The sequence below is a fragment of the Methylopila capsulata genome (assembly GCF_016907975.1).
GTDB lineage: Bacteria > Pseudomonadota > Alphaproteobacteria > Rhizobiales > Methylopilaceae > Methylopila > Methylopila capsulata.
This window is the reverse complement of the sequence record NZ_JAFBCY010000003.1, coordinates 334,814-352,461: the sequence shown is the minus strand read 5'-3', so window position 1 is coordinate 352,461 and position 17,648 is coordinate 334,814. Positions and strand designations below refer to the sequence as shown.

Here is a 17,648-nt window from a genome sequence, read left to right as displayed (position 1 = left end):
AACGCGCAGCGACGGCGTCACGAGGAGGCCGTGGACTGGCTCCTACGGAACCAGGACGGCGAGCTAACCGAGCGCGAACGCGAAACTTTCGAGACCTGGCGCGCCGCAGCGCCGGAGAACGCGAAGGCCTATGCGGCTGCGGAACGTCTTATGGGCGACGCCCGGACCGCGATCGCAGATGACCCAACCCTTCGCGCGACGCCGGCCCAAACCGGCGGCGTGGGCAAACCCGTCGTGGCTGCTACGCTCGTGGCGGCTGCGACCCTGTTTGTGGTCTTCGACGGTCCGATGCGGATGAAGGCGGACATGATCTCTGGCAAAGAAGAAACGCCGGTCTTCATCCTGCCAGACGGCTCGACCGTGCAGCTCAACGCCTCGACGGCCGTCACCGAAGAGTATTCCGCGGATCGTCGTACCCTTCGTCTGCTTCGGGGGCAAGCCTACTTCGAGGTGAAGGCTGACCCGGACAGGCCGTTCATTGTCGAGGCTGGCGAAACACGGGTCACGGCGCTCGGTACCGCCTTTGATGTGCGGCTGGGAGACGAAACCGACGTCTCGGTCACCCAGCACTCCGTTTTGGTCGAGTTCACGCACGATCGCCCGGCTGTCCGTCTCGAGGAAGGAGAGCAGATCGCGTACGAGGCTTCTTCGGGCGAACTGGCGAAGGGAGCCGACGGCAAGCTCGCGGCCTCGTGGAGAGACGGCCAGTTGGTGGTCGACAACAAGACGCTGTCCTTCGTAATCGAGGAGCTGAACCGCAAGTTCTCCGGCCGGATCTTGATCGCGCGCCTATCGCTTCAGGCGCGAAAGGTGAGCGGAGTGATCAGAATGTCCGACAAGAGCGCTGCGCTGTCCTTCGTCGCGAAGTCATTGGGGCTGAGGGTTGTGACAATCGGACCAATCACCGTACTGCTTTGAAGGCGCCTCCTCCGTGCGACGCAAACTGTGCGTGCCGCAAGCAGACGGCTCGAGGTTGATCATCCGGCCCCATTTGTCGATCAGCCGAGCATATTGGCGTGTACCAATGTGCTGGCCCAGAGCTCTTCGGCTCGGGAAGAGCCAGCCCACGTTTGGGACTGAGACGCCGGACATCAGGCTGTCCCTCCGGGGGGGGGGGGGGACGCCGCCGAACGGGTCGCAAAGCCAGGGATCAGCACTTCCGGATCGGACGGGCGGGCTTGCCGGCGATCGCCGGACGGAGCGCCGTCCAGCACGCGAACACTGCCTCGTGGTACGCCCAGGCCTCGTCCGCGAGAATGCGACACACGATGAAGTTTCCGGCCCGGCTCGCCCCGGCTGCGGTCGCCGCGGTCGTTGCGAGGCGGGCCTCGATGTCCTCCTCCAGCCCCGCGGGCAGGTCCTGCGCATAGGCCACGACCGTCGCGGCGTGGCTCGCGCCGCCCCACAGCCGGCGCAGGGCTCCCACCTCGTCCGGCCCATCCGCGATCAGGCGATCGAGCAGCAGCGTCCGGTCGTCCACGGTGACCTTGAATTCGGAGTCGAGCGCGTCGAAGGCGAAGGCCTCGCCGGCGCCGTGATGGATGCGGCCCGCCGCGATCATGTCCGTCGCGAACAGCCGCGCGTCCGGGGCGAGCGCGATGTGCGTCCGGCGCTGGACGCGCGACCGCGCGAAGGGGATCGACTCGTCGGGGCAGTATTCCAGCGTCGCGCCGTCGCCGACCTCGATCGCGACCAGCTCGCGCGAGGTCGCGCCGTCCGGGCATTTGTAGAACTTGCTCGCGGCGGTCGTGGTGATCAGCGCCCGCGTCTCGGGCTCGAGCGTGCCGTGGAGCTCCGCCACGTCGCCTTCGACGAAGCCGCCGCCGGCGTTGATGAGCAGCAGGAACGGCTGGTCGTCGTGGTCCTGGTAGTGGCAGCCCTGCCACTGGTAGGGAATGCGCCAGGAACGCGGGTCGATCTCGGTGCGGCCGCGGCGTCGCACGGCGCGCAGGTTCATGAGCGCATGCTTGCCGACGATCCAGTCCTCGTGCGGAAGGACGACGGCGGCCATCAGGCGGCCTCCTCTTCGAACAGCACGTCGGTCTCGATCCAGGCGACGACCTCGTCGAGGCCCTTTCCGCGCTTCATGTCCGTGAAGAGGAAGGGCTTGGCCCCGCGCTGCTTCTTCGCGTCGCGCTCCATCACGCCGAGGTCGGCGTCGACATATTGCGCGATGTCGATCTTGTTGATGATCAGCAGCGGCGAACGGGTGACGCCGGGGCCGCCCTTGCGCGGGATCTTCTCGCCCTCGCCGACGTCGATCACATAGATGTGGCTGTCGGCGAGCTCCGGGCTGAAGGTCGCGGCGAGGTTGTCGCCGCCGCTTTCGATGAAGATGATCTCGAGGTCGCGGAAGCGCCGGGTGAGGTCCTCGACCGCCACCATGTTCATGGAGACGTCCTCGCGGATCGCGGTGTGCGGGCAGCCGCCGGTCTCGACGCCGACCACGCGCGCAGGGTCGATCGCGCCCGAGCGGACGACGAACTCCGCGTCCTCGCGGGTGAAGATGTCGTTGGTGATGACGGCGATCGAGCGCTTAGGGCCCATGGCGCGACAGAGCTGCACCAGCAGCGCGGTCTTGCCGGACCCCACGGGGCCTCCGATGCCGATCCGGACGGGTTTTCTCATGGAGGCGCTCCTTCGGCGTGGGATCAGGAGATCTTGGGATCAGGAGATGCAGAGCCGCGACGGCAGCCGTTCGTGGCGCATCGCGGCGACGTCGAGCGCGGCGTAGGTCGAGCACATCGCCTCGAGCGGGCGGGAACGGGCGATCTCGGCGCAGGCGTCTATCAGCGGTCCTGCGCCCGCCACGATCCGCTGGGCGTCCACCTGGCCGAGCGGCACGAGGCGCTGGTTGACGGCGACGAGGTTCGACAGCGCGCTCCAGAGATAGCTCGTGACGGTCTCGGCTTCGCCCAGCGCGAGACCCGCCCCCGCAATTCCGTAGACGACCGCGTGGTGGCCCTCGCAGGAGCCCTCCGCCATCATAGCGCCGTAGCGGCGCATGCCCTCCAGCTCGAACACGTCGCGGCAGGCGGCGAGCAGCGCGCGCCCGGTCATGGTGGAGGCGGCCTTGGTCTCGCGGCCAAGCTTCAGCGCGCCGCACAGGCCGTCGAGTTCCGCGAGCTTTTCGGCGTCGCCGTCGAGCGCCGCCCGGTAGGCCTGGACGACCGCGATCGCGTCGCCGGTCGCGACGCCGAAGCGCAGCCAGTCCCGGCAGCGGCGCTCGGCCTCGGCGGCGTTGGCCACCGCGTCTTCCGAGATCCAGGTCTCGAAGCCGTAGGAGTGGGTGAAGGCCCCGGTCGGAAACGAGGCGTTGGCGAGCTGCAGCAGCGCCAGCAGCCGGTCGCCGCCGTTGCCCTGCGGGCGGAAGTCGGCGCTCCGGCGCTCAGCCATGGGAATGATCGTGGCCGTTCTCATGGCTATAACTGTGATCGTCGTGGTCGTGATGGTGATGCGCGCCGGCGGCCCCGAAGCGGCGGCCGACGAAGGGCTGCGTCACCTCCTCGATCCGGACGTCCATGCCGGCGAGGATCTGGCGGACCATCGGGTCGCGCGGGGTCAGCACGCCGTCGCGCAGGAAGCGGGCCGGCCGGTGCAGGTTGCCGAGCTGGTAGCAGGCGGCCCACCACACCAGCGCGCTGCCGGCCGGCCGCAGCCAGAGCAGATCCTCGGGCGCCGCGCGCACCGCGACGGCTAGGTCGCCCTCGCGCAGCAGCACGTCGCCGTCCTGCAGCTCGGTCCCGCGCGGCAGCGACACGCGCAACGTGCGGCCGCCCTCGGTCACCGCGCTGAAATGCGCGCTCGCCCGGTCCTCAGAGGTGAGATCGAGCGGGTCCACCACGGTCGCGCGCGGTAGTTCGCCCAGGCGGCCGAGGATGGTGGTGACGATCCCGACGGCCGCGCTCATCGGAAGTAATAGAGCTGAGTGAGCGGCAGGGTCTTCGCCGGCTTCACTGTGATGCGTCGGCCGTCCACATAGACGTTGTAGGTCTCCGGATCGATCTCGATGTTCGGCATCATGTTGTTGAGGTGCATGTCGCGCTTGGAGATCGTGCGGGTGCGTTTGACCGGCATCAGCGTCTGGTGCGTGCGCAGCCGCTTGTCGAGGCCGGCGTCGAGCGCCGCCCGCGTCACGAAGGAGTAGCTGAGGCGGGCCGGATTGGCGCCGAGCGAGCCGTACTGCGGCCGGTATTTCAGCGGCTGGCAGGTCATCAGCGAGCCGGCCGGATCGCCCATCACCGCATGGGTGATGAAGCCGCCCTTCACGGTGGTCTCGGGCTTGGCGATGAACATCTTCGGCCGCCAGAGCACCAAATCCGCGAGCTTCCCCGGCGCGATCGACCCGACGTAGGAGTCGACGCCGAAAGTGATCGCCGGGTTGATGGTGACCTTGGATAGGTAGCGGCGGATGCGGAAGTTGTCGTTGCCCGCGCCGTCCTCCGGCAGGCGGCCGAAACGCACCTTGTTGACCGCGGCGAGCTGAAACGCGCGCTGGGCGCTTTCCGCGGCGCGGCCGACGCCCTGGCTGTCCGAGCCGATCATGCTGATCGCGCCGAGGTCGTGCAGCACGTCCTCTGCGCGCATGGTCTCGGCGCGCGCCCGGCCCTGGATGAAGGCCATGTCGGTCGGAACGCTCTTGTTGAGGTTGTGACATGTGATCAGCATGTCGATTTCTTCGTCGTAGGTGTTGATCGAGAACGGATTGGTCGGGTTCGTCGAGCTCGGCAGGCAGTTCGGCTCCATCACACAGCGCATGATGTCCGGTGCGTTGCCGCCGCCGGCGCCCTCGGCGTGGTAGATGTGCATGACGCGGCCGTTGATGGCGGCGAGGGTGTCCTCGTAGTAGCCGGTCTCGTTCAGAGTGTCGGCGTGCACCTGCACCTGGAAGTCGAGCTCGTCGGCGAGGTCCATGCAGGTCTCGATCGACGCCGGCGACGACGACCAGTCCTCGTGGATCTTGAGGCCCGTGGCGCCGCCGATGACGATCTGCTCCTCGAGCGCGCCCTTGGTCGAGGCGTTGCCCTTGCCGAAGTTGCCGAAGTTGAGCGGGATGTCCGCCATCGCCTCCAACATGCGGTGCAGGTTGAACACGCCGGGGCACTCGATGCCGACGGTCTTCGGGCCCGAGCCGCCGCCGATCACCGTGGTGAAGCCGGAGTTCTGGTACTCGTAGAGCTGCTGCACACTGTCGAAGTGCGGATGGATGTCGACGAAGCCGGGGGTCACGATCATGCCCTCGACCGACAGGATGTCGGTGTTGGGCGAGACGATCAGGCCGGGCGTCACGTTCATGGTGTCGGGATTGCCGGACTTGCCGACGCCGACGATCAGGCCGTCCTTGATGCCGATGTCGCCCTTCACCACGCCGAGGATCGGGTCGATGATCACCGCGTTGGTGACGACGAGATCGAGCGCGCCGTCGCTCGCCTTCCACTTCGACGCCTGGCCCATGCCGTCGCGGATGGTCTTGCCGCCGCCGAACACCATCTCGTCGCCGTAGGTGGTGTAGTCGTGCTCGATCTCGGCCACGAGGCCGGTGTCGGCGAGGTGGATCTTGTCGCCCGTGGTGGGCCCGTATTGCGCCGCGTAGTCCGGGCGCGAGATCTTCATGCTCATGGGGCTCTATCCAGCTCGCGGGGCCGCAGATGGGTCAGGACGTTTTCGAGGTCTTGCCGCCGGCCTTGGCCGCGCTCTTCGGCGCGAAGCGCCCATCGGGCCGCTCGCGGACCTTGTAGCGCTCGCCCTCGAAGCAGTAGCCGTGCGCCTTGAGCTTCTGGATCGTGAGATCCTTGATGATCTCTGAGCGCAGAGTGCCGTTCGTCATGTTGTTCATGCCGTAGGCGACCTGCCGGCCGGCGTAGCCAGTGAGCTGCACCTTGCGGCTCTGGCCCGGCTCGAAGCGAACAGCCGTTCCGCTCGGAATATCGAGCCGCATCCCGAAGGCGGCCTCGCGGTCGAAGGCCATCGCCTTGTTGCACTCGGCGATGTGATAGTGCGCGCCGATCTGGATCGGCCGGTCGCCGGTGTTGACCAGCACCAGCTCGATCGTCGGCCGCCCGACGTTGATCTCGATCTCGTCGTCCGCGAAATCGATCGCGCCGACCTTCTCCGGCTCGCCCACGTCGAAGGCTTCGGACGGGACGATGGACTTCGGAAGCGGCGGCGGCGCCCACTTGGCGGACATGGGTCATCTCCGGGAGCGAGGGGTCGGTTCGGGGTGGGGGGTCCAACCGCCGCCGCCCCGCGTCTCGGCCGATTAAGCGTCGCCCCCTGCGGCCGCGCATCTTCCCTTTTCGGGTAGCTGCCGGCGGCTAGGGGCCGCGCCTAGGCTCCCGGCGAAAGTCATCGCGCCTTTCGGAGCAGAAGGAGCCCCACCGGTGAGAGCCCCCGTTAGAAGCAGTCTTGCTTCGTCTTTGTTTGTGCTGTCGGTCGTGGGCGGGGCTGCTGTGGCGACGCCCGCCTCTGCAAAGGACAAGATCACGGTCTGCACGATCGACGATCTGTCCGGCGACTTCTCGATCATGTCGACGCCGAAAACCTACGGCTACAAGCTCGCGGTCAAGGAGATCAACGACGCCGGCGGCATCGAGGTCGACGGCAAGAAGAAGCTGATCGACCTGATCTCCTACGACGGCCAGTCGGACGTGAAGCGCTACCAGGAGATGGCGCAGCGCTGTGTGTTCGAGAACGAGGCCGACGTCGTCATGGCCGGCTATACCGGCGCCGAGCGCGAGGCCGCGCGCAAGGAGGTCGTCCGCAACAAGACGATCTACTGGCACAACAACCAGGGGGAAGGCGGCATCGCCGACCACTACTCGTTCTTCGCCGGCCCGACGCCGGAGCAGCAGGTGCTGCCCGCGATCAAGTACATGGTCGAGAAGATCGGTCCGCGGATGACCTTCATCGGCGCCGACTACAACTTCTGCCGCGCCATCGGCCAGTGGGTGCGCGTCGCGGCCGGCCTGGCCGGCGGTAAGATCGAGATGGAGGAGTACTTCCCCTTCGGCGTCTCGCAGTGGCAGGCCACGATCGACAAGATCAAGGGCGCGAAGCCCGACTTCCAGGTGCATTGCCTTGTGGGCGCCGATCAGGTGCAGTTCTACCCGCAGGCCCAGGCCGCGGGCCTGAAGACGCCGGTGTGGTCGAACGTCACGATCTCCGACGGCTACGAGCACAAGCGCTTCGCGCCGCCGTCGCTCGCGAACCTCTACGTGCCGCCGGGGTACATCGAGGACGTGCCGGGCGAGGCGAGCAAGGCGTTCGTCGCCAAGATCCGGGCGATGTTCCCGAGCACGCCCTACGTGAACGAACACGCCGCCTTCGGCTATGTGGCCGTGAAGGCGATGGGCGAGGCCTGGAAGAAGGCCGGAAGCACCGACACCGAGAAGACGATCGCCGCGCTCGAGAGCGACATCTCGCTGCCCGACGCGCCGGGCGGCCCCTGGATCATGCGCGGCAAGCAGCATCACGCCGCCATGCACACCTACCTGTTCAAGGTGAAGGAGGACCACACGCTCGCGTTGGTCTCCGATCTCGGCATGACCGAGCCGCAGTTCCTCACGAGCATTGGCGTCGACATGACCAAGAAAGCCCCGAACCGGCAGTTCCTCCCGCCGGACAACCCGGAGTGGAAAAAGTATCTCGCGCCGTAAGCTGCGGAACACCCACGACGGCGTCCTGCGCTGGGGCCCCCCTCGGCGCAGGGCGTACTTTTTCGCCGCAGGTCGCCGCGCGCGCTTCGACGTCACGCGGTCCCGGCTCCTGCGCGATGCGGCGCGGCCTCTGACGGCCCCTTGGGTCCGGCGGCTCAACGCGGAGAGACGATCATGGAATGGTCAGGCCAGGTCTTCAGCTGGATCTATCAGTACTTCGACAACATGGCCTTCCTGCTGCTCGCCGCATCCGGCCTCATCCTGATCTACGGGATGATGGGCGTGATCAACATGGCGCACGGCGAGCTGATGATGATCGGCGCCTACGTCGCGTCGGCTGCGTTCTACGTCGGAGCGCCGGCGCCGGTCGCGATCGTCGCCGCGGGCCTTGTCGCGGGTCTCGTGGGTATCGCCATGGAGCGCCTCGTCATCCGCCACTTCTACAACCAGCTGCTGTCGTCGCTCGTCGTCACCTGGGGCCTCAGCCTGATCCTGAGCCAGGGGGTGCTGCTGGCGCTCGGGCCGTCGACCATGAACATGCCGACGCCGTTCGGCAGCTTCAGCGTCGGCGGCTTTTCCTTCGGCGTCTACCGCATGGTGCTGTTCGCCACCGCGATCGGGCTGATCGCGGGCGTCTGGGCGCTGTTCCGGTTCTCGTCCTTCGGCGTCGCCGCGCGCGCCGCGATGGAGAACCCGCGGATGGCTTCGGCGCTCGGCGTCGACACCAAGCGCGTCTACACCGCGACCTTCGCCATCGGTTCGGCGCTCGGCGGGATCGCCGGCGCGCTGTTCGCGCAGACGGCGGCGATCTCGCCGTTCTTCGGCCAGAACTACACCCCGATGGCCTTCATCACCGTCGTCATGGGCGGCGGCGCCAGCGCCATCCTCGGGCTGGTCTACGCGGCGCTCTACCTCGCCGGCGTCCAGACCATCGCCTCCAACGTGTTCAACCAGTACGTCGGCTACGTCTCGATCATGGCGGCGGCGTTCATCGGCCTGCTCGTCATGCCGTCCGGCATCTCGGACTTCGTGCAGAAGCGGCGCGCCCGCCGGATGGCGCGATGACCGGCGTGACGCGTTCCCGGATCCCCGCCCTGCTCGCCGGCTTGAACGGGCCGCAGACGCTCGGCAACTCGCGACTTTTCTGGGTCCTGTGGCTCGCAGGCGTCGCGGCCTTCGCGCTGCTGCCGTGTGTCGCCTCGCGCTACCAGGTGCTCACCGCCAGCAACTTCTTCATCTCGGCGATCCTCGCGCTCAGCCTGTGCCTGATCTGGGGCTTCGCCGGGATCCTCAGCCTCGGGCAGGCCGCCTTCTTCGGCGTCGGCGGCTACGCCTACGGGATCGTCGGCATCAACCTGATCGAGGCCACCGGCGAGAGCGGCGCGGCGCTGGTCGTCGGCGCGCTCGCGCCCGCGCTGCTCGCGGCGGCGGTCGGCGCGCTCATGTTCTACAGCCGGCTCAAGGGCGTCTATGTCGCGATCCTGATGCTGGTGGTGTCGCTGCTGCTCGGCCTTTTCATGCGCCAGACGGCCGACCCGGCCTACGCGATCGGCGGGGCCTATCTTGGCGGCATGAACGGCCTCGGCCCGGCGACCGCCAGCGACCCGTCGATCCCCAACCTGACGCTCGGCTTCGGCGAGCTCGTCGCGGAGTTCGACGGCCGCGGACGGTCGTTCTACTGGCTCGCGCTCGGCGCGCTGGTCGCGGTCTACCTCGGCCTGCGGTGGCTGGTGAACTCGAGCTTCGGCTACCTGCTGGTCGCGGTGCGCGAGGACGAGCGCCGGACGGAGACCTTCGGCTACGACGTGCGGCTCATCCAGCTCGGCGCCTTTTGCATTTCCGCGGCGCTCGCGGGGCTCGCGGGAGCGCTCTACACCGCATGGGGGACTTACATTCACCCCGACGGCTTCAGCGTCGGGCCGAACATCCTCGTCGTCATCTGGGTCGCGGTCGGCGGCCGGAAGGACCTCACCTCGGTGGTGGTCGCGACGCTCAGCCTGAGCTGGATCTCGATCGAACTCGCGACCTGGGGTGAGATCTCGCTTCTGGTGCTGGGCGTCATCCTGGTGGCCGCGATGCTGGTCGCGCCGGAGGGCGTGTTCGCCACCCTCGGCGCCTGGTTCGGGCGGCTCATGGTCCGGAGCCGCAGGCGTCCCGCGCCGCCCCCGACGGCGGCGGCGAAACTCGGAGCCGCACGATGAGCGCGCCCATCCTTGAGGTCCGGGACGTCCACAAGGTCTACGGCGGCGTCCGCGCCCTGAACGGCCTCTCGCTCTCGGTCGCGGCTGGCGAGATCCATTGCGTGGTCGGCCCGAACGGCGCCGGCAAGAGCACCTTCTTCAAGACGCTGATCGGCGTCGAGCGGCCGACCACGGGGCAGGTGTTCTACAAGGGCCAGGAGGTGACCAAGCTGCCCGCGTTCCGCCGCGCTCGGCTCGGCCTTTCGGTGAAGTTCCAGAACATCAGCGCCTTCGGCGAGCTGACGGCGCTGCAGAACCTGTTCGTGCCGCTCCGCCGCAACCACCGGAAGGCGGACATTCCCGCGCGCGCTTCCGCCGTGCTCGCCAGGGTCGGCCTCGCCGGCGTGGAAGACACGCCCGTGCGCCAGCTTTCGCACGGCCAGCAGCAGTGGCTCTCGATCGGCCTGTCGATTGCGGCCGAACCCGATCTGCTCCTGCTCGACGAACCCGCCGCGGGCCTATCGTCGGAGGAGACGGCGCGCACGGCCGAGCTGATCCGCGAGCTCAATCGCTCGGGCATGACCGTGGTCGTGATCGAGCACGACATGGGCTTCATCCGCAGCCTGCGAGCGCGCACCAGCGTGCTGCATTACGGCCGGCTGTTCGCCCAAGGCGGGTTCGACGAAATCGCCACCAACGAGGACGTGCGCCGCATCTATCTGGGAGCCGCGTGATGGCCTCGTCCGCCTCCCAGCTTTCGCTCGCCGCCGTCCAGTCCGGCTACGGCCGGGTGAAGGTGGTGCAGAACGTGTCGCTCGAGGTCGCGACCGGCGAGATCGTCGCCGTGATCGGCCGCAACGGCGTGGGCAAGTCGACGCTGATGAAGACGATCATCGGCGAGATCGCGCCGATGTCCGGGGCCGTGAGCTTTCGCGGGCTGGACGTGACGCGCTTGGACGCCGCCCGCCGCGCCCGGCTCGGCGTCGGCTACGTGCCGCAGGGCCGCGACGTCTTCGCGCGCATGACCGTCGGCGAGAACCTTGCGCTCGGCCGGCGCGTGGGCGGCGCGCCGGCGGCGAACCTCGAGCGGGTGTTCGGCTTCTTTCCCATTCTGGAGAAGCGGCTGGCGCAGCCTGCCGGCTCCATGAGCGGCGGCGAGCAGCAGCAACTCGCCATCGGCCGCATCCTCGCCGGCCGGCCCGACATCATCCTGCTCGACGAGCCGTCCGAGGGCGTGCAGCCGAACATCGTGCAGGAGATCGGCCGCATCATCCGCCGCCTGCGCGACGAGGAGCGGCTGACCGTGCTGATCGTGGAGCAGAACCTGTCCCTGATCCGCGCCGTCGCCGATCGCTGCGTGATCATGGATAAGGGCGCCGTCGTCGGCGAGATCGCGCCGGAGGCGCTCGACGATCCCGAGACCGCCGCGCGGTATCTGTCGATCTGAGCTCCCGCCTTCCGCGGCTTCTGGTCGGTACAGTCTGAGCCCCGGCGCCTGCGTCACGATGATCGCACCGCGCCGCGCCCGACCTCAAAAATGACCCTCAGATCAACCCCATCTGCACGGCGCCCGCGACCGCCTGGGCGCGGTTGCAGGCGTCGAGCTTTCGTATCGCGTTCTTCAGGTGGAGCCGCACCGTTTCGACCGAGCGGCCGATGATGATCGCCGTCTCCGACGAGGTCTTGCCGGCCGAGGCCCATTTCAGGCATTCGATCTCGCGCGGCGTCAGCCGCACGGGCCCGATGGTCTCGATCTGATCCTCGTAGCCGCGATCGAGCACGAACTGGGTGAAATCGTGGGTTAGCCAGTGCAGCGGCTCGCGGGCGCGCTCGCGCACGCCGGTCCAGTTGGCGCAGGAGCGGTCCGCGATCGCGCTCACCACGGCGAAGCGTCCGAACGGCAGGTGCACCGGCACGGTGATGCCGTGCGACAGCCCGAAATCGCCGAGATAGTCGCACGCCGCGCGCTGCTTCGCCGTCAGGTCCGGCCGCGCCTGAACCTCCGCCCATTCCAGCGGCATGATGCCGTCAAAACAAGCCCGGTAGTACGGGTCGACGGACATGAACTGCGTCCACTCGTCTTCCCAGTCGTGGGGGAAATTGCGAACGTTGAGCTTCAGCGGCAGCCACTCGCCGTTCGGCAGGCGGGCCGAGGTCGGGAGGTAGCCGTACAGAACCTGGGTGAAGCCGAGATCGCTGGTGATCTCCGACAGCACGTCGAGCGCGGACCCAAAATTCTGGATGAGCGGCGCGCGCCCGGCGAAATGGTCTCGAACGCTGTCGGGAGAGGGGGCGCGCATGGCGGTCCGTCCTGAAGGAGCCCGCCTTCGCTTTTGCCAAAGTGCGTCTCTAGACGAAACGCATGCACTTTCCGTGCCAAAGTCTAGACGTTGCGCTGGAGGCACAAAGAAACGCCGCGCTTGCGCGCGGCGTCGATCGGCGGCCTAAGCTTCGACACGGCGCTAATCCCGGATCGGGTTCATCACCGTCACCAGCTTGGTGCCGTCGGGAAACAGAGCCTCGACCTGCAGGATCGTGAGCATGTCCGGCACGCCGACCATGACGTGCTCCCGCTTCAGGATCGTGGCGCCGTACTCCATCATGTCGGTCAGCATCGGGATCACGCCCTCGCGCGCCCGCTCGAGGATTTCGTCGCTGATGACGGCGATCGCCTCGGGGTAGTTGAGCTTCACGCCCTTCTCGAGCCGGCGACGCGCCATTTCGGCCGCGGCCCAGAGCTGGATGCGTTCTTCTTCGCGAACGGTGAGATGCATGGGTCAGGTCCTGCGCCAGAGGCTGTGCGGGCTGCCCTGACCGCGGTCAGGGCCAACGCGGAAGATTGGGCCGCGGAGACGTCGCCCCGGGCAGCGACGTGTCCGGGGTGGTCGTCGTCAGACCACGCCGGCAAGTAGCGCCGCGCCGGCCGCGGCGAAGCCGGCGCCCGCGATGCGGAAGACCGCTCCGCCGCCCGTCGCACCGACGTGGGCGATCGCCCGGCCGAGGCCGAAGCCCGCGAGGTGAAGAGCGCCGGTCGCGGCGACGAAGCCGAGGCCGTAGAGCAGGCCCGAGGCGGTCTCAGGCGCTTCGGCGCCGTGCGCGACGCCGTGAAACAGGGCGAAGACGCCGGCGAGGGCCATGGCCGCGGGCGCGGAAAGCCGGTCTGCGAAGCCGACGCCAAGTCCGAGCGCGAGGACCGAGAACGCGATTCCGATCTCGGTCGCCGGCACGGCGACGCCCGCGGCCCCGACCACGCCGCCGACCAGCATCGCGCCCATGAAGGACAGCGGGATCGCCCAGGCCGCCGGGCCCTTGAAGCGAGCCGCGAGCAAGCCGACGGCGACCATGGCCAGAACGTGGTCCGCGCCGCCAAGCGGGTGCGCCAAGCCCTCGCTGAAGCCGTGCACGTGGTTGAACGCGGCCGGATGGGCGAGCGCCGCGGTTGGGGCCAGCGCGAGGGCGGCGCCCAGGAGAGCTTTTTTCATGGCGAAACTCCATTGGGTCCCGCACGCGCCAATGCGCGGTCTCGGGCTTCCGAGTGAAATTTAAGCATCCGAATCCGGTCCCCTCGCATCCTCCCCTTTTGGGTAGAACGGAGGCTCCCGCCCACCGCGCCGTTAACTAGCCCTCGTGCTTTGACCTCCCCCCGAGATTCTTCTCCATTTTGAATGAGAGTTTTCCGGCTTTCTGACCCTGAAGTGGAAGGAGCTGGCGATGAAGAAGTCCAAGTTTACGGAAGAGCAGATCTCGTACGCGTTGAAGCAAGCCGAGACGGGCACGCCTGTGGCCGAGGCGACCCGGAGGATGGGGGGCTCGGAGCAGATGTTCTAACGCTGGAGAGTAAGTACGGCAGCCTGGGCGTCGGCGAACTGATGCGGCTGAAGCAGCTCGAGGACGAGAGCCGCAAGCTGAAGCAGCTCGTGGCCGACCTCCAGTCTGGATAAGCACATCCTGTGAGGCATGTGCTGGCAAAAAAGGTCTGAGGCCTGCCCGGCGGCGCGAGATCGTCCGGTACGTGCAATCCGCCCACGGGGTCAGCGAACGGCGAAGCCGCGCCGTCCTGAACGCCCACAGACGGATGGTGCGCTACCGCTCGGTCAAAGCCGATCAGACTCCTCTTCTGATGCCCATCCGCGATCTCGCGCGGGTCCGGGTGCGGTACGGCTATTTCCGGATCTACATCCTGCTGCGACGGGAGGGTTGGGTCGTGAACAGGGGGGCATCGGCTGTACCGCGAGTACGGCCTGAGCCTCCGGCTCAAACGGCCGCGCCGGCACGTCACGGCGGCCACGCGGGAGGCCAGGACGCCGGCCGGCGCGCCGAACGATCTCTGGTCGATGGGCTTCGTGTCCGACACTTTCTCTGATCGCCGCCGCGGCAGGCAGAGCCGCATGGCGCAGATTTTTCCGCGCCACGGGAATTTCGCGGCCGGTCTGGCGTCCCACCCTCAAGACCGCACACGTCTCAAGGGGACCTGGCATGATCCGGATCGACGCTTTAAGCGCGCGGGCGTTTTGCCCTCATGGCTTCGGCCGCTTCGTCGTGGTGCTGGCCGCCCTAATCCTGCCGACTGTCGACGCCCTCGCGCAAGATCCGGCGCAGGCGGATGCCGAGCTTTCTGCCGCCTCGGTCGCCGCCACGCCTCGCAACGACGTCGAAGGCGCGTTCCTCGCTGAGAACACCGTGGCGATGGACCGGATGATGGCGGACATGGCGGCGACGCCGACCGGCGACGTCGACCGCGACTTTGTCGCGATGATGACGCCCCACCATCAGGGCGCGATCGACATGGCGAAGGCGCTGCTGCGCCACGGCGGCAACGCGACGCTCAAACGCCTCGCGCAGGAGATCATCGTCACCCAGCAGCAGGAGATCGCGGCGATGCGGATCGCGATCGGAGAGCCGCCGTTCGCCTCAAGCCCAATGCCCACCGAGCCGGTGGCCGCCGCGCCGATGGCGCACGATCATTCCATGTCCATGAAGTGAGCCCTCCGATGCGTCATACGCTTCTTATGCTCTCCGTTCTGACAGGTTCGAGCCTGTCCGCCCTGTCCGCAGCCCTGGCGGGGCAAGCGCCGGGCGGGGCCGGCGTCGCCGACACGCCGATCAGCCATCGCGATCGCGTGTACGCGGCGGAGCAGTTCTCCAACACCGTTTCGGTGACCGATCCCGTCGACAACAAGCTTGTCGGCGTCATCCGCCTGGGCGATCGACAACCCGGCAATCTGAGCCCGCTCTACCGGGGACAGGTTCTGGTTCACGGGATGGGCTTTTCGCCCGATCATAAGACGCTCGTCGTCGTCTCGATCGGATCGAACTCGGTGACGTTCATCGACACCGCCACCAATACCGTGAAGGCGACGACGTATGTCGGACGCTCGCCGCACGAGGCGTTTTTCACGCCTGACGGTCGTGAAGTCTGGGCGACGGTGCGCGGCGAGGATTACGTCTCCGTGCTCGACCCCGCGACCTACCAGGAAAAGTCGCGCATCAAGGTCGCGCCCGGGCCGGGGATGACGATCTTCTCGCCCGACGGCGAGTACGGCTACGTGTGCTCGTCCTTCACCGCGGAGACGGCCGTCATCTCGGTCGCGGACCATGCGATCGTCGGACGAGTGAAGCAGGAATCGCCGTTCTGTCCGAACATCGCCGCGACGCCCGATGGATCGCAGGTGTGGCTGACATTGAAGGACGTCGGGCGCACGATGGTGTTCGACGCGCGCCCGCCGTTCTCCGTGCTCAAGTCGCTAGATACCGGGCCGATCACCAACCACGTCAATTTCGCAAGGACCCCGGAAGGGACCTTCGCCTACGTCACGGTCGGCGGGCTGAATGAGGTCAAAGTGTTCCGGACCGACGACTTTTCTCCGGTCGCGACGATCCCGGTCGGCGCGCTCCCGCATGGGATCTGGCCCTCCGGCGATGGCGCCCGCATGTATGTCGGGTTGGAGAACGCGAACGAGATGATCGCGATCGACACTGCGACCCGCAAGGTCGTTGCGCATGTTCCGATCGGCCAAGCGCCCCAGGCGGTCGCATATGTTTCGAACGCCGTTCCGAACGGCGACGGCGCTTCGGGCCTCGCGCCGCTATCGACGGCGGGCGACGCGGTCCATCTCGCGATGCGCCCGATCGGTAAGACCGGCGACGCCGCGTCGACCAGCGTATCTCTGTTCGAACAGGGCCTGACGCAGGTGCTGCAGGCGGCGGTGGCCGGCCTCGATCCGAAGTCGCCTTACCTGCTCGCGCTGTCCGATAAGGCCGATGGCCGCGGCGCCTTGGAGCCGCTCGCGAACTTCATGACGAACCCCGCGGGGTCCGCCATCGTCAACGCCGTCGGGCCGATCCGCCAGATCGTCGCGCCGAACGCGAGGGAGCAACGCCGCTATCTCGTAATCGTGTCGGGCTCGGCAGACAAAATCGGCGCGCCGGTTCAGACGCAGATTGAATGAATGGCCGTGGGTAAGATGTCCGTAATGCAGGACATGATGGCTTCTGTCGAACCGCAGATCCCTGGTCTGAGGCGCTACGCGCGCGCGCTGACCGGGGATGTCTCCTCAGCGGACGATCTGGTGCAGGATTGTCTCGAACGCGTGGTCTCCCGCTGGAGCCAGCGCCGAGCGGACGGCGACGTGAAGTCGTGGCTCTTCACGATCCTTCATAACCTCGCCGTCAGCCAGTTCCGGCTAGCGAAGCGCCGCGGCGGACATGTCGCGATCGAAGACGCGAGCGAGGATGCTGTCGCCCGCGCGCCGTCGCAGGAAGACGGAATGCGCCACCGCGAACTCGTGGCGAGGCTCGACGCTCTTCCCGACGACCAGCGCGACGTCATCCTGTTGGTGACGATCGAAGGTCTGTCCTATGCGGAAGCCGCGCGCGTGCTCGACATTCCGGTCGGCACCGTGATGTCTCGGCTGTCGCGCGGACGCGAACGACTCTTACGTTCGATCAGCGCAGACGAACCGGCGCACTCCGTCACTCACCTCAGGAGCGTGAAATGACCGCCCGCCCAATCTCGGAGGACGATCTTCAGGCTTATGTGGACGACGCCCTCTCCGACGACGGCCGCAGGCACGTCTCAGCCTATCTCTCGGCCAATCCAGACGTCGCCGACCGGGTGCGTCGCCTTTGCGAGCAACGCGATCAGCTTCGCGCGGCCTATGCGCCCATTCTGCGCGAGCCTGTTCCGCCGGAGTTGAACCTCGGCAGGATCGTCGAGGCGAGCCGGCGGCCAAGCTTCGCGTCATGGCGTTCCATGGCGGCGGCTGTCGCGCTGCTCGCGCTTGGCGGCGGGGCGGGCTGGATCGGCCGCGGCGTCAACCAGTTCCCGGCGACGGGAGTTTTGGCTCTCGCGCAGGAGGCGTCCCAAAGCTTTACGACGTACGCGTCCGACCATGGCCGCCCGGTCGAACTTCGCGCCGCAGACAGCGCAGAACTGGTGGCCTGGATGTCGAAGAGACTGAACGTCAAGGTGACGGCGCCCGACCTAACAGCCTCGGGCTATCGTTTCATGGGCGGCCGGATCGTCCCGACGGCGCACGGCCCGGCCGGCATGTTCATGTACGACGACGACCACGGCCAAAGGCTTGTCATGCTGATGCGGCGGATGGCGTCTTCGGGCGACGCGCCGATGTCGGAGCATGAAATGGGACGCATCGGCGGGGTGGCCTGGGCTCGGGCCGGCATGGGGTACAGCCTTGTGGGCGACGCTGCGCCGAAAGACATCTACCCGCTTGCAGACGTTATCCGCGCGCAGACCGCTAAAATCTAAGTCTCTGAAACGCAAAAAAAGACGGCCGCGGCGGAATTTTGAATA

At 67.4% G+C, this 17,648-nt stretch carries 19 protein-coding genes and 1 pseudogene; 11 read left to right on the top strand and 9 right to left on the bottom strand.

The genetic code is table 11. The annotated features are described in order from the left end of the window. Positions 1–30 precede the first annotated feature (30 nt). Positions 31–918, top strand: a complete 888-nt coding sequence (locus tag JOD31_RS12965) for a FecR family protein (protein WP_271206182.1) — start codon at positions 31–33, stop codon at positions 916–918. 232 nt (positions 919–1,150) lie between these two features. Here the strand turns inward: JOD31_RS12965 and JOD31_RS12960 are convergent, their stop codons facing one another. From JOD31_RS12960 to JOD31_RS12935, 6 genes are read right to left on the bottom strand one after another with little or no spacing between them, the layout of a single operon-like run. Next, on the bottom strand, positions 1,151–2,011 hold the full coding sequence (locus JOD31_RS12960; RefSeq protein WP_204950762.1) for an urease accessory protein UreD: 861 nt from the start codon (positions 2,009–2,011) through the stop codon (positions 1,151–1,153). After that, the gene (ureG, locus tag JOD31_RS12955) at positions 2,011–2,628 is read right to left on the bottom strand and encodes an urease accessory protein UreG (RefSeq protein WP_204950761.1); all 618 of its coding nucleotides are present in this window, start codon (positions 2,626–2,628) and stop codon (positions 2,011–2,013) included. Before ureG ends, JOD31_RS12960 begins: the two co-directional genes overlap by 1 nt. Before the next feature lie 39 nt (positions 2,629–2,667). Further along, positions 2,668–3,396 carry an urease accessory protein UreF gene (locus tag JOD31_RS12950; protein ID WP_204950760.1) on the bottom strand — a complete coding sequence of 243 codons (729 nt, stop codon included), beginning with the start codon at positions 3,394–3,396 and terminating at the stop codon, positions 2,668–2,670. After that, a complete protein-coding gene (locus JOD31_RS12945; RefSeq protein ID WP_204950759.1) occupies positions 3,389–3,910 on the bottom strand; it encodes an urease accessory protein UreE in 522 nt (173 codons plus the stop codon). Before JOD31_RS12945 ends, JOD31_RS12950 begins: the two co-directional genes overlap by 8 nt. Then, positions 3,907–5,619: an urease subunit alpha gene (ureC, locus tag JOD31_RS12940; protein ID WP_204950758.1), complete on the bottom strand. Its 1,713-nt coding sequence runs from the start codon at positions 5,617–5,619 to the stop codon at positions 3,907–3,909. Before ureC ends, JOD31_RS12945 begins: the two co-directional genes overlap by 4 nt. A gap of 34 nt (positions 5,620–5,653) precedes the next feature. Continuing rightward, a complete protein-coding gene (locus JOD31_RS12935; protein WP_204950757.1) occupies positions 5,654–6,187 on the bottom strand; it encodes an urease subunit beta in 534 nt (177 codons plus the stop codon). 262 nt (positions 6,188–6,449) lie between these two features. Here JOD31_RS12935 and JOD31_RS12930 point away from each other — a divergent pair, with 262 nt between their 5' ends. The 5 genes from JOD31_RS12930 (at position 6,450) to JOD31_RS12910 (ending at position 11,282) form a co-directional block, all read left to right on the top strand. Next, positions 6,450–7,655, top strand: a complete 1,206-nt coding sequence (locus JOD31_RS12930; protein WP_204950756.1) for an ABC transporter substrate-binding protein — start codon at positions 6,450–6,452, stop codon at positions 7,653–7,655. Positions 7,656–7,829: 174 nt separating this feature from the next. Next, positions 7,830–8,720 carry an ABC transporter permease subunit gene (locus JOD31_RS12925; protein WP_204950755.1) on the top strand — a complete coding sequence of 297 codons (891 nt, stop codon included), beginning with the start codon at positions 7,830–7,832 and terminating at the stop codon, positions 8,718–8,720. Further along, positions 8,717–9,856: a branched-chain amino acid ABC transporter permease gene (locus JOD31_RS12920; RefSeq protein WP_204950754.1), complete on the top strand. Its 1,140-nt coding sequence runs from the start codon at positions 8,717–8,719 to the stop codon at positions 9,854–9,856. The genes JOD31_RS12925 and JOD31_RS12920 overlap by 4 nt, the downstream gene beginning before the upstream one ends. Continuing rightward, positions 9,853–10,569, top strand: a complete 717-nt coding sequence (locus JOD31_RS12915; protein ID WP_204950753.1) for an ABC transporter ATP-binding protein — start codon at positions 9,853–9,855, stop codon at positions 10,567–10,569. Before JOD31_RS12920 ends, JOD31_RS12915 begins: the two co-directional genes overlap by 4 nt. Further along, positions 10,569–11,282, top strand: coding sequence for an ABC transporter ATP-binding protein (locus tag JOD31_RS12910; protein WP_204950752.1), 714 nt, complete (start codon positions 10,569–10,571; stop codon positions 11,280–11,282). Before JOD31_RS12915 ends, JOD31_RS12910 begins: the two co-directional genes overlap by 1 nt. A gap of 97 nt (positions 11,283–11,379) precedes the next feature. On the opposite strand, the gene JOD31_RS12905 is transcribed toward JOD31_RS12910, so the two are convergent. The 3 genes from JOD31_RS12905 to JOD31_RS12895 form a co-directional block, all read right to left on the bottom strand. Continuing rightward, a complete protein-coding gene (locus tag JOD31_RS12905) occupies positions 11,380–12,135 on the bottom strand; it encodes a helix-turn-helix transcriptional regulator (protein ID WP_204950751.1) in 756 nt (251 codons plus the stop codon). Between the two features lie 162 nt (positions 12,136–12,297). After that, a complete protein-coding gene (locus JOD31_RS12900; RefSeq protein ID WP_020188327.1) occupies positions 12,298–12,609 on the bottom strand; it encodes an urease subunit gamma in 312 nt (103 codons plus the stop codon). A gap of 117 nt (positions 12,610–12,726) precedes the next feature. Further along, positions 12,727–13,317 carry a HupE/UreJ family protein gene (locus tag JOD31_RS12895; protein WP_204950750.1) on the bottom strand — a complete coding sequence of 197 codons (591 nt, stop codon included), beginning with the start codon at positions 13,315–13,317 and terminating at the stop codon, positions 12,727–12,729. 229 nt (positions 13,318–13,546) lie between these two features. Here JOD31_RS12895 and JOD31_RS12890 point away from each other — a divergent pair. From JOD31_RS12890 to JOD31_RS12870, 5 genes and pseudogenes are all read left to right on the top strand, one after another. After that, positions 13,547–14,244: pseudogene (locus tag JOD31_RS12890) on the top strand (transposase); the annotation flags it as partial. Between the two features lie 67 nt (positions 14,245–14,311). Then, positions 14,312–14,818, top strand: coding sequence for a DUF305 domain-containing protein (locus tag JOD31_RS12885; protein WP_204950749.1), 507 nt, complete (start codon positions 14,312–14,314; stop codon positions 14,816–14,818). 8 nt (positions 14,819–14,826) lie between these two features. Further along, on the top strand, positions 14,827–16,284 hold the full coding sequence (locus JOD31_RS12880; RefSeq protein ID WP_204950748.1) for a YncE family protein: 1,458 nt from the start codon (positions 14,827–14,829) through the stop codon (positions 16,282–16,284). Positions 16,285–16,308: 24 nt separating this feature from the next. Continuing rightward, a complete protein-coding gene (locus tag JOD31_RS12875; RefSeq protein ID WP_204950747.1) occupies positions 16,309–16,833 on the top strand; it encodes an RNA polymerase sigma factor in 525 nt (174 codons plus the stop codon). 38 nt (positions 16,834–16,871) lie between these two features. Beyond that, positions 16,872–17,603 carry an anti-sigma factor family protein gene (locus JOD31_RS12870; protein WP_309299051.1) on the top strand — a complete coding sequence of 244 codons (732 nt, stop codon included), beginning with the start codon at positions 16,872–16,874 and terminating at the stop codon, positions 17,601–17,603. Positions 17,604–17,648: the final 45 nt, after the last annotated feature.

Coding starts and splice junctions, on each gene's coding strand:
- JOD31_RS12960 (WP_204950762.1), bottom strand. CDS start 2,011: ATGGCCGCCGTCGTCCTTCCGCACGAGGACTGGATCGTCGGCAAGCAT.
- ureG (WP_204950761.1), bottom strand. CDS start 2,628: ATGAGAAAACCCGTCCGGATCGGCATCGGAGGCCCCGTGGGGTCCGGC.
- JOD31_RS12950 (WP_204950760.1), bottom strand. CDS start 3,396: ATGGCTGAGCGCCGGAGCGCCGACTTCCGCCCGCAGGGCAACGGCGGC.
- JOD31_RS12945 (WP_204950759.1), bottom strand. CDS start 3,910: ATGAGCGCGGCCGTCGGGATCGTCACCACCATCCTCGGCCGCCTGGGC.
- ureC (WP_204950758.1), bottom strand. CDS start 5,619: ATGAGCATGAAGATCTCGCGCCCGGACTACGCGGCGCAATACGGGCCC.
- JOD31_RS12935 (WP_204950757.1), bottom strand. CDS start 6,187: ATGTCCGCCAAGTGGGCGCCGCCGCCGCTTCCGAAGTCCATCGTCCCG.
- JOD31_RS12925 (WP_204950755.1), top strand. CDS start 7,830: ATGGAATGGTCAGGCCAGGTCTTCAGCTGGATCTATCAGTACTTCGAC.
- JOD31_RS12920 (WP_204950754.1), top strand. CDS start 8,717: ATGACCGGCGTGACGCGTTCCCGGATCCCCGCCCTGCTCGCCGGCTTG.
- JOD31_RS12915 (WP_204950753.1), top strand. CDS start 9,853: ATGAGCGCGCCCATCCTTGAGGTCCGGGACGTCCACAAGGTCTACGGC.
- JOD31_RS12910 (WP_204950752.1), top strand. CDS start 10,569: ATGGCCTCGTCCGCCTCCCAGCTTTCGCTCGCCGCCGTCCAGTCCGGC.
- JOD31_RS12905 (WP_204950751.1), bottom strand. CDS start 12,135: ATGCGCGCCCCCTCTCCCGACAGCGTTCGAGACCATTTCGCCGGGCGC.
- JOD31_RS12900 (WP_020188327.1), bottom strand. CDS start 12,609: ATGCATCTCACCGTTCGCGAAGAAGAACGCATCCAGCTCTGGGCCGCG.
- JOD31_RS12895 (WP_204950750.1), bottom strand. CDS start 13,317: ATGAAAAAAGCTCTCCTGGGCGCCGCCCTCGCGCTGGCCCCAACCGCG.
- JOD31_RS12885 (WP_204950749.1), top strand. CDS start 14,312: ATGATCCGGATCGACGCTTTAAGCGCGCGGGCGTTTTGCCCTCATGGC.
- JOD31_RS12880 (WP_204950748.1), top strand. CDS start 14,827: ATGCGTCATACGCTTCTTATGCTCTCCGTTCTGACAGGTTCGAGCCTG.
- JOD31_RS12875 (WP_204950747.1), top strand. CDS start 16,309: ATGCAGGACATGATGGCTTCTGTCGAACCGCAGATCCCTGGTCTGAGG.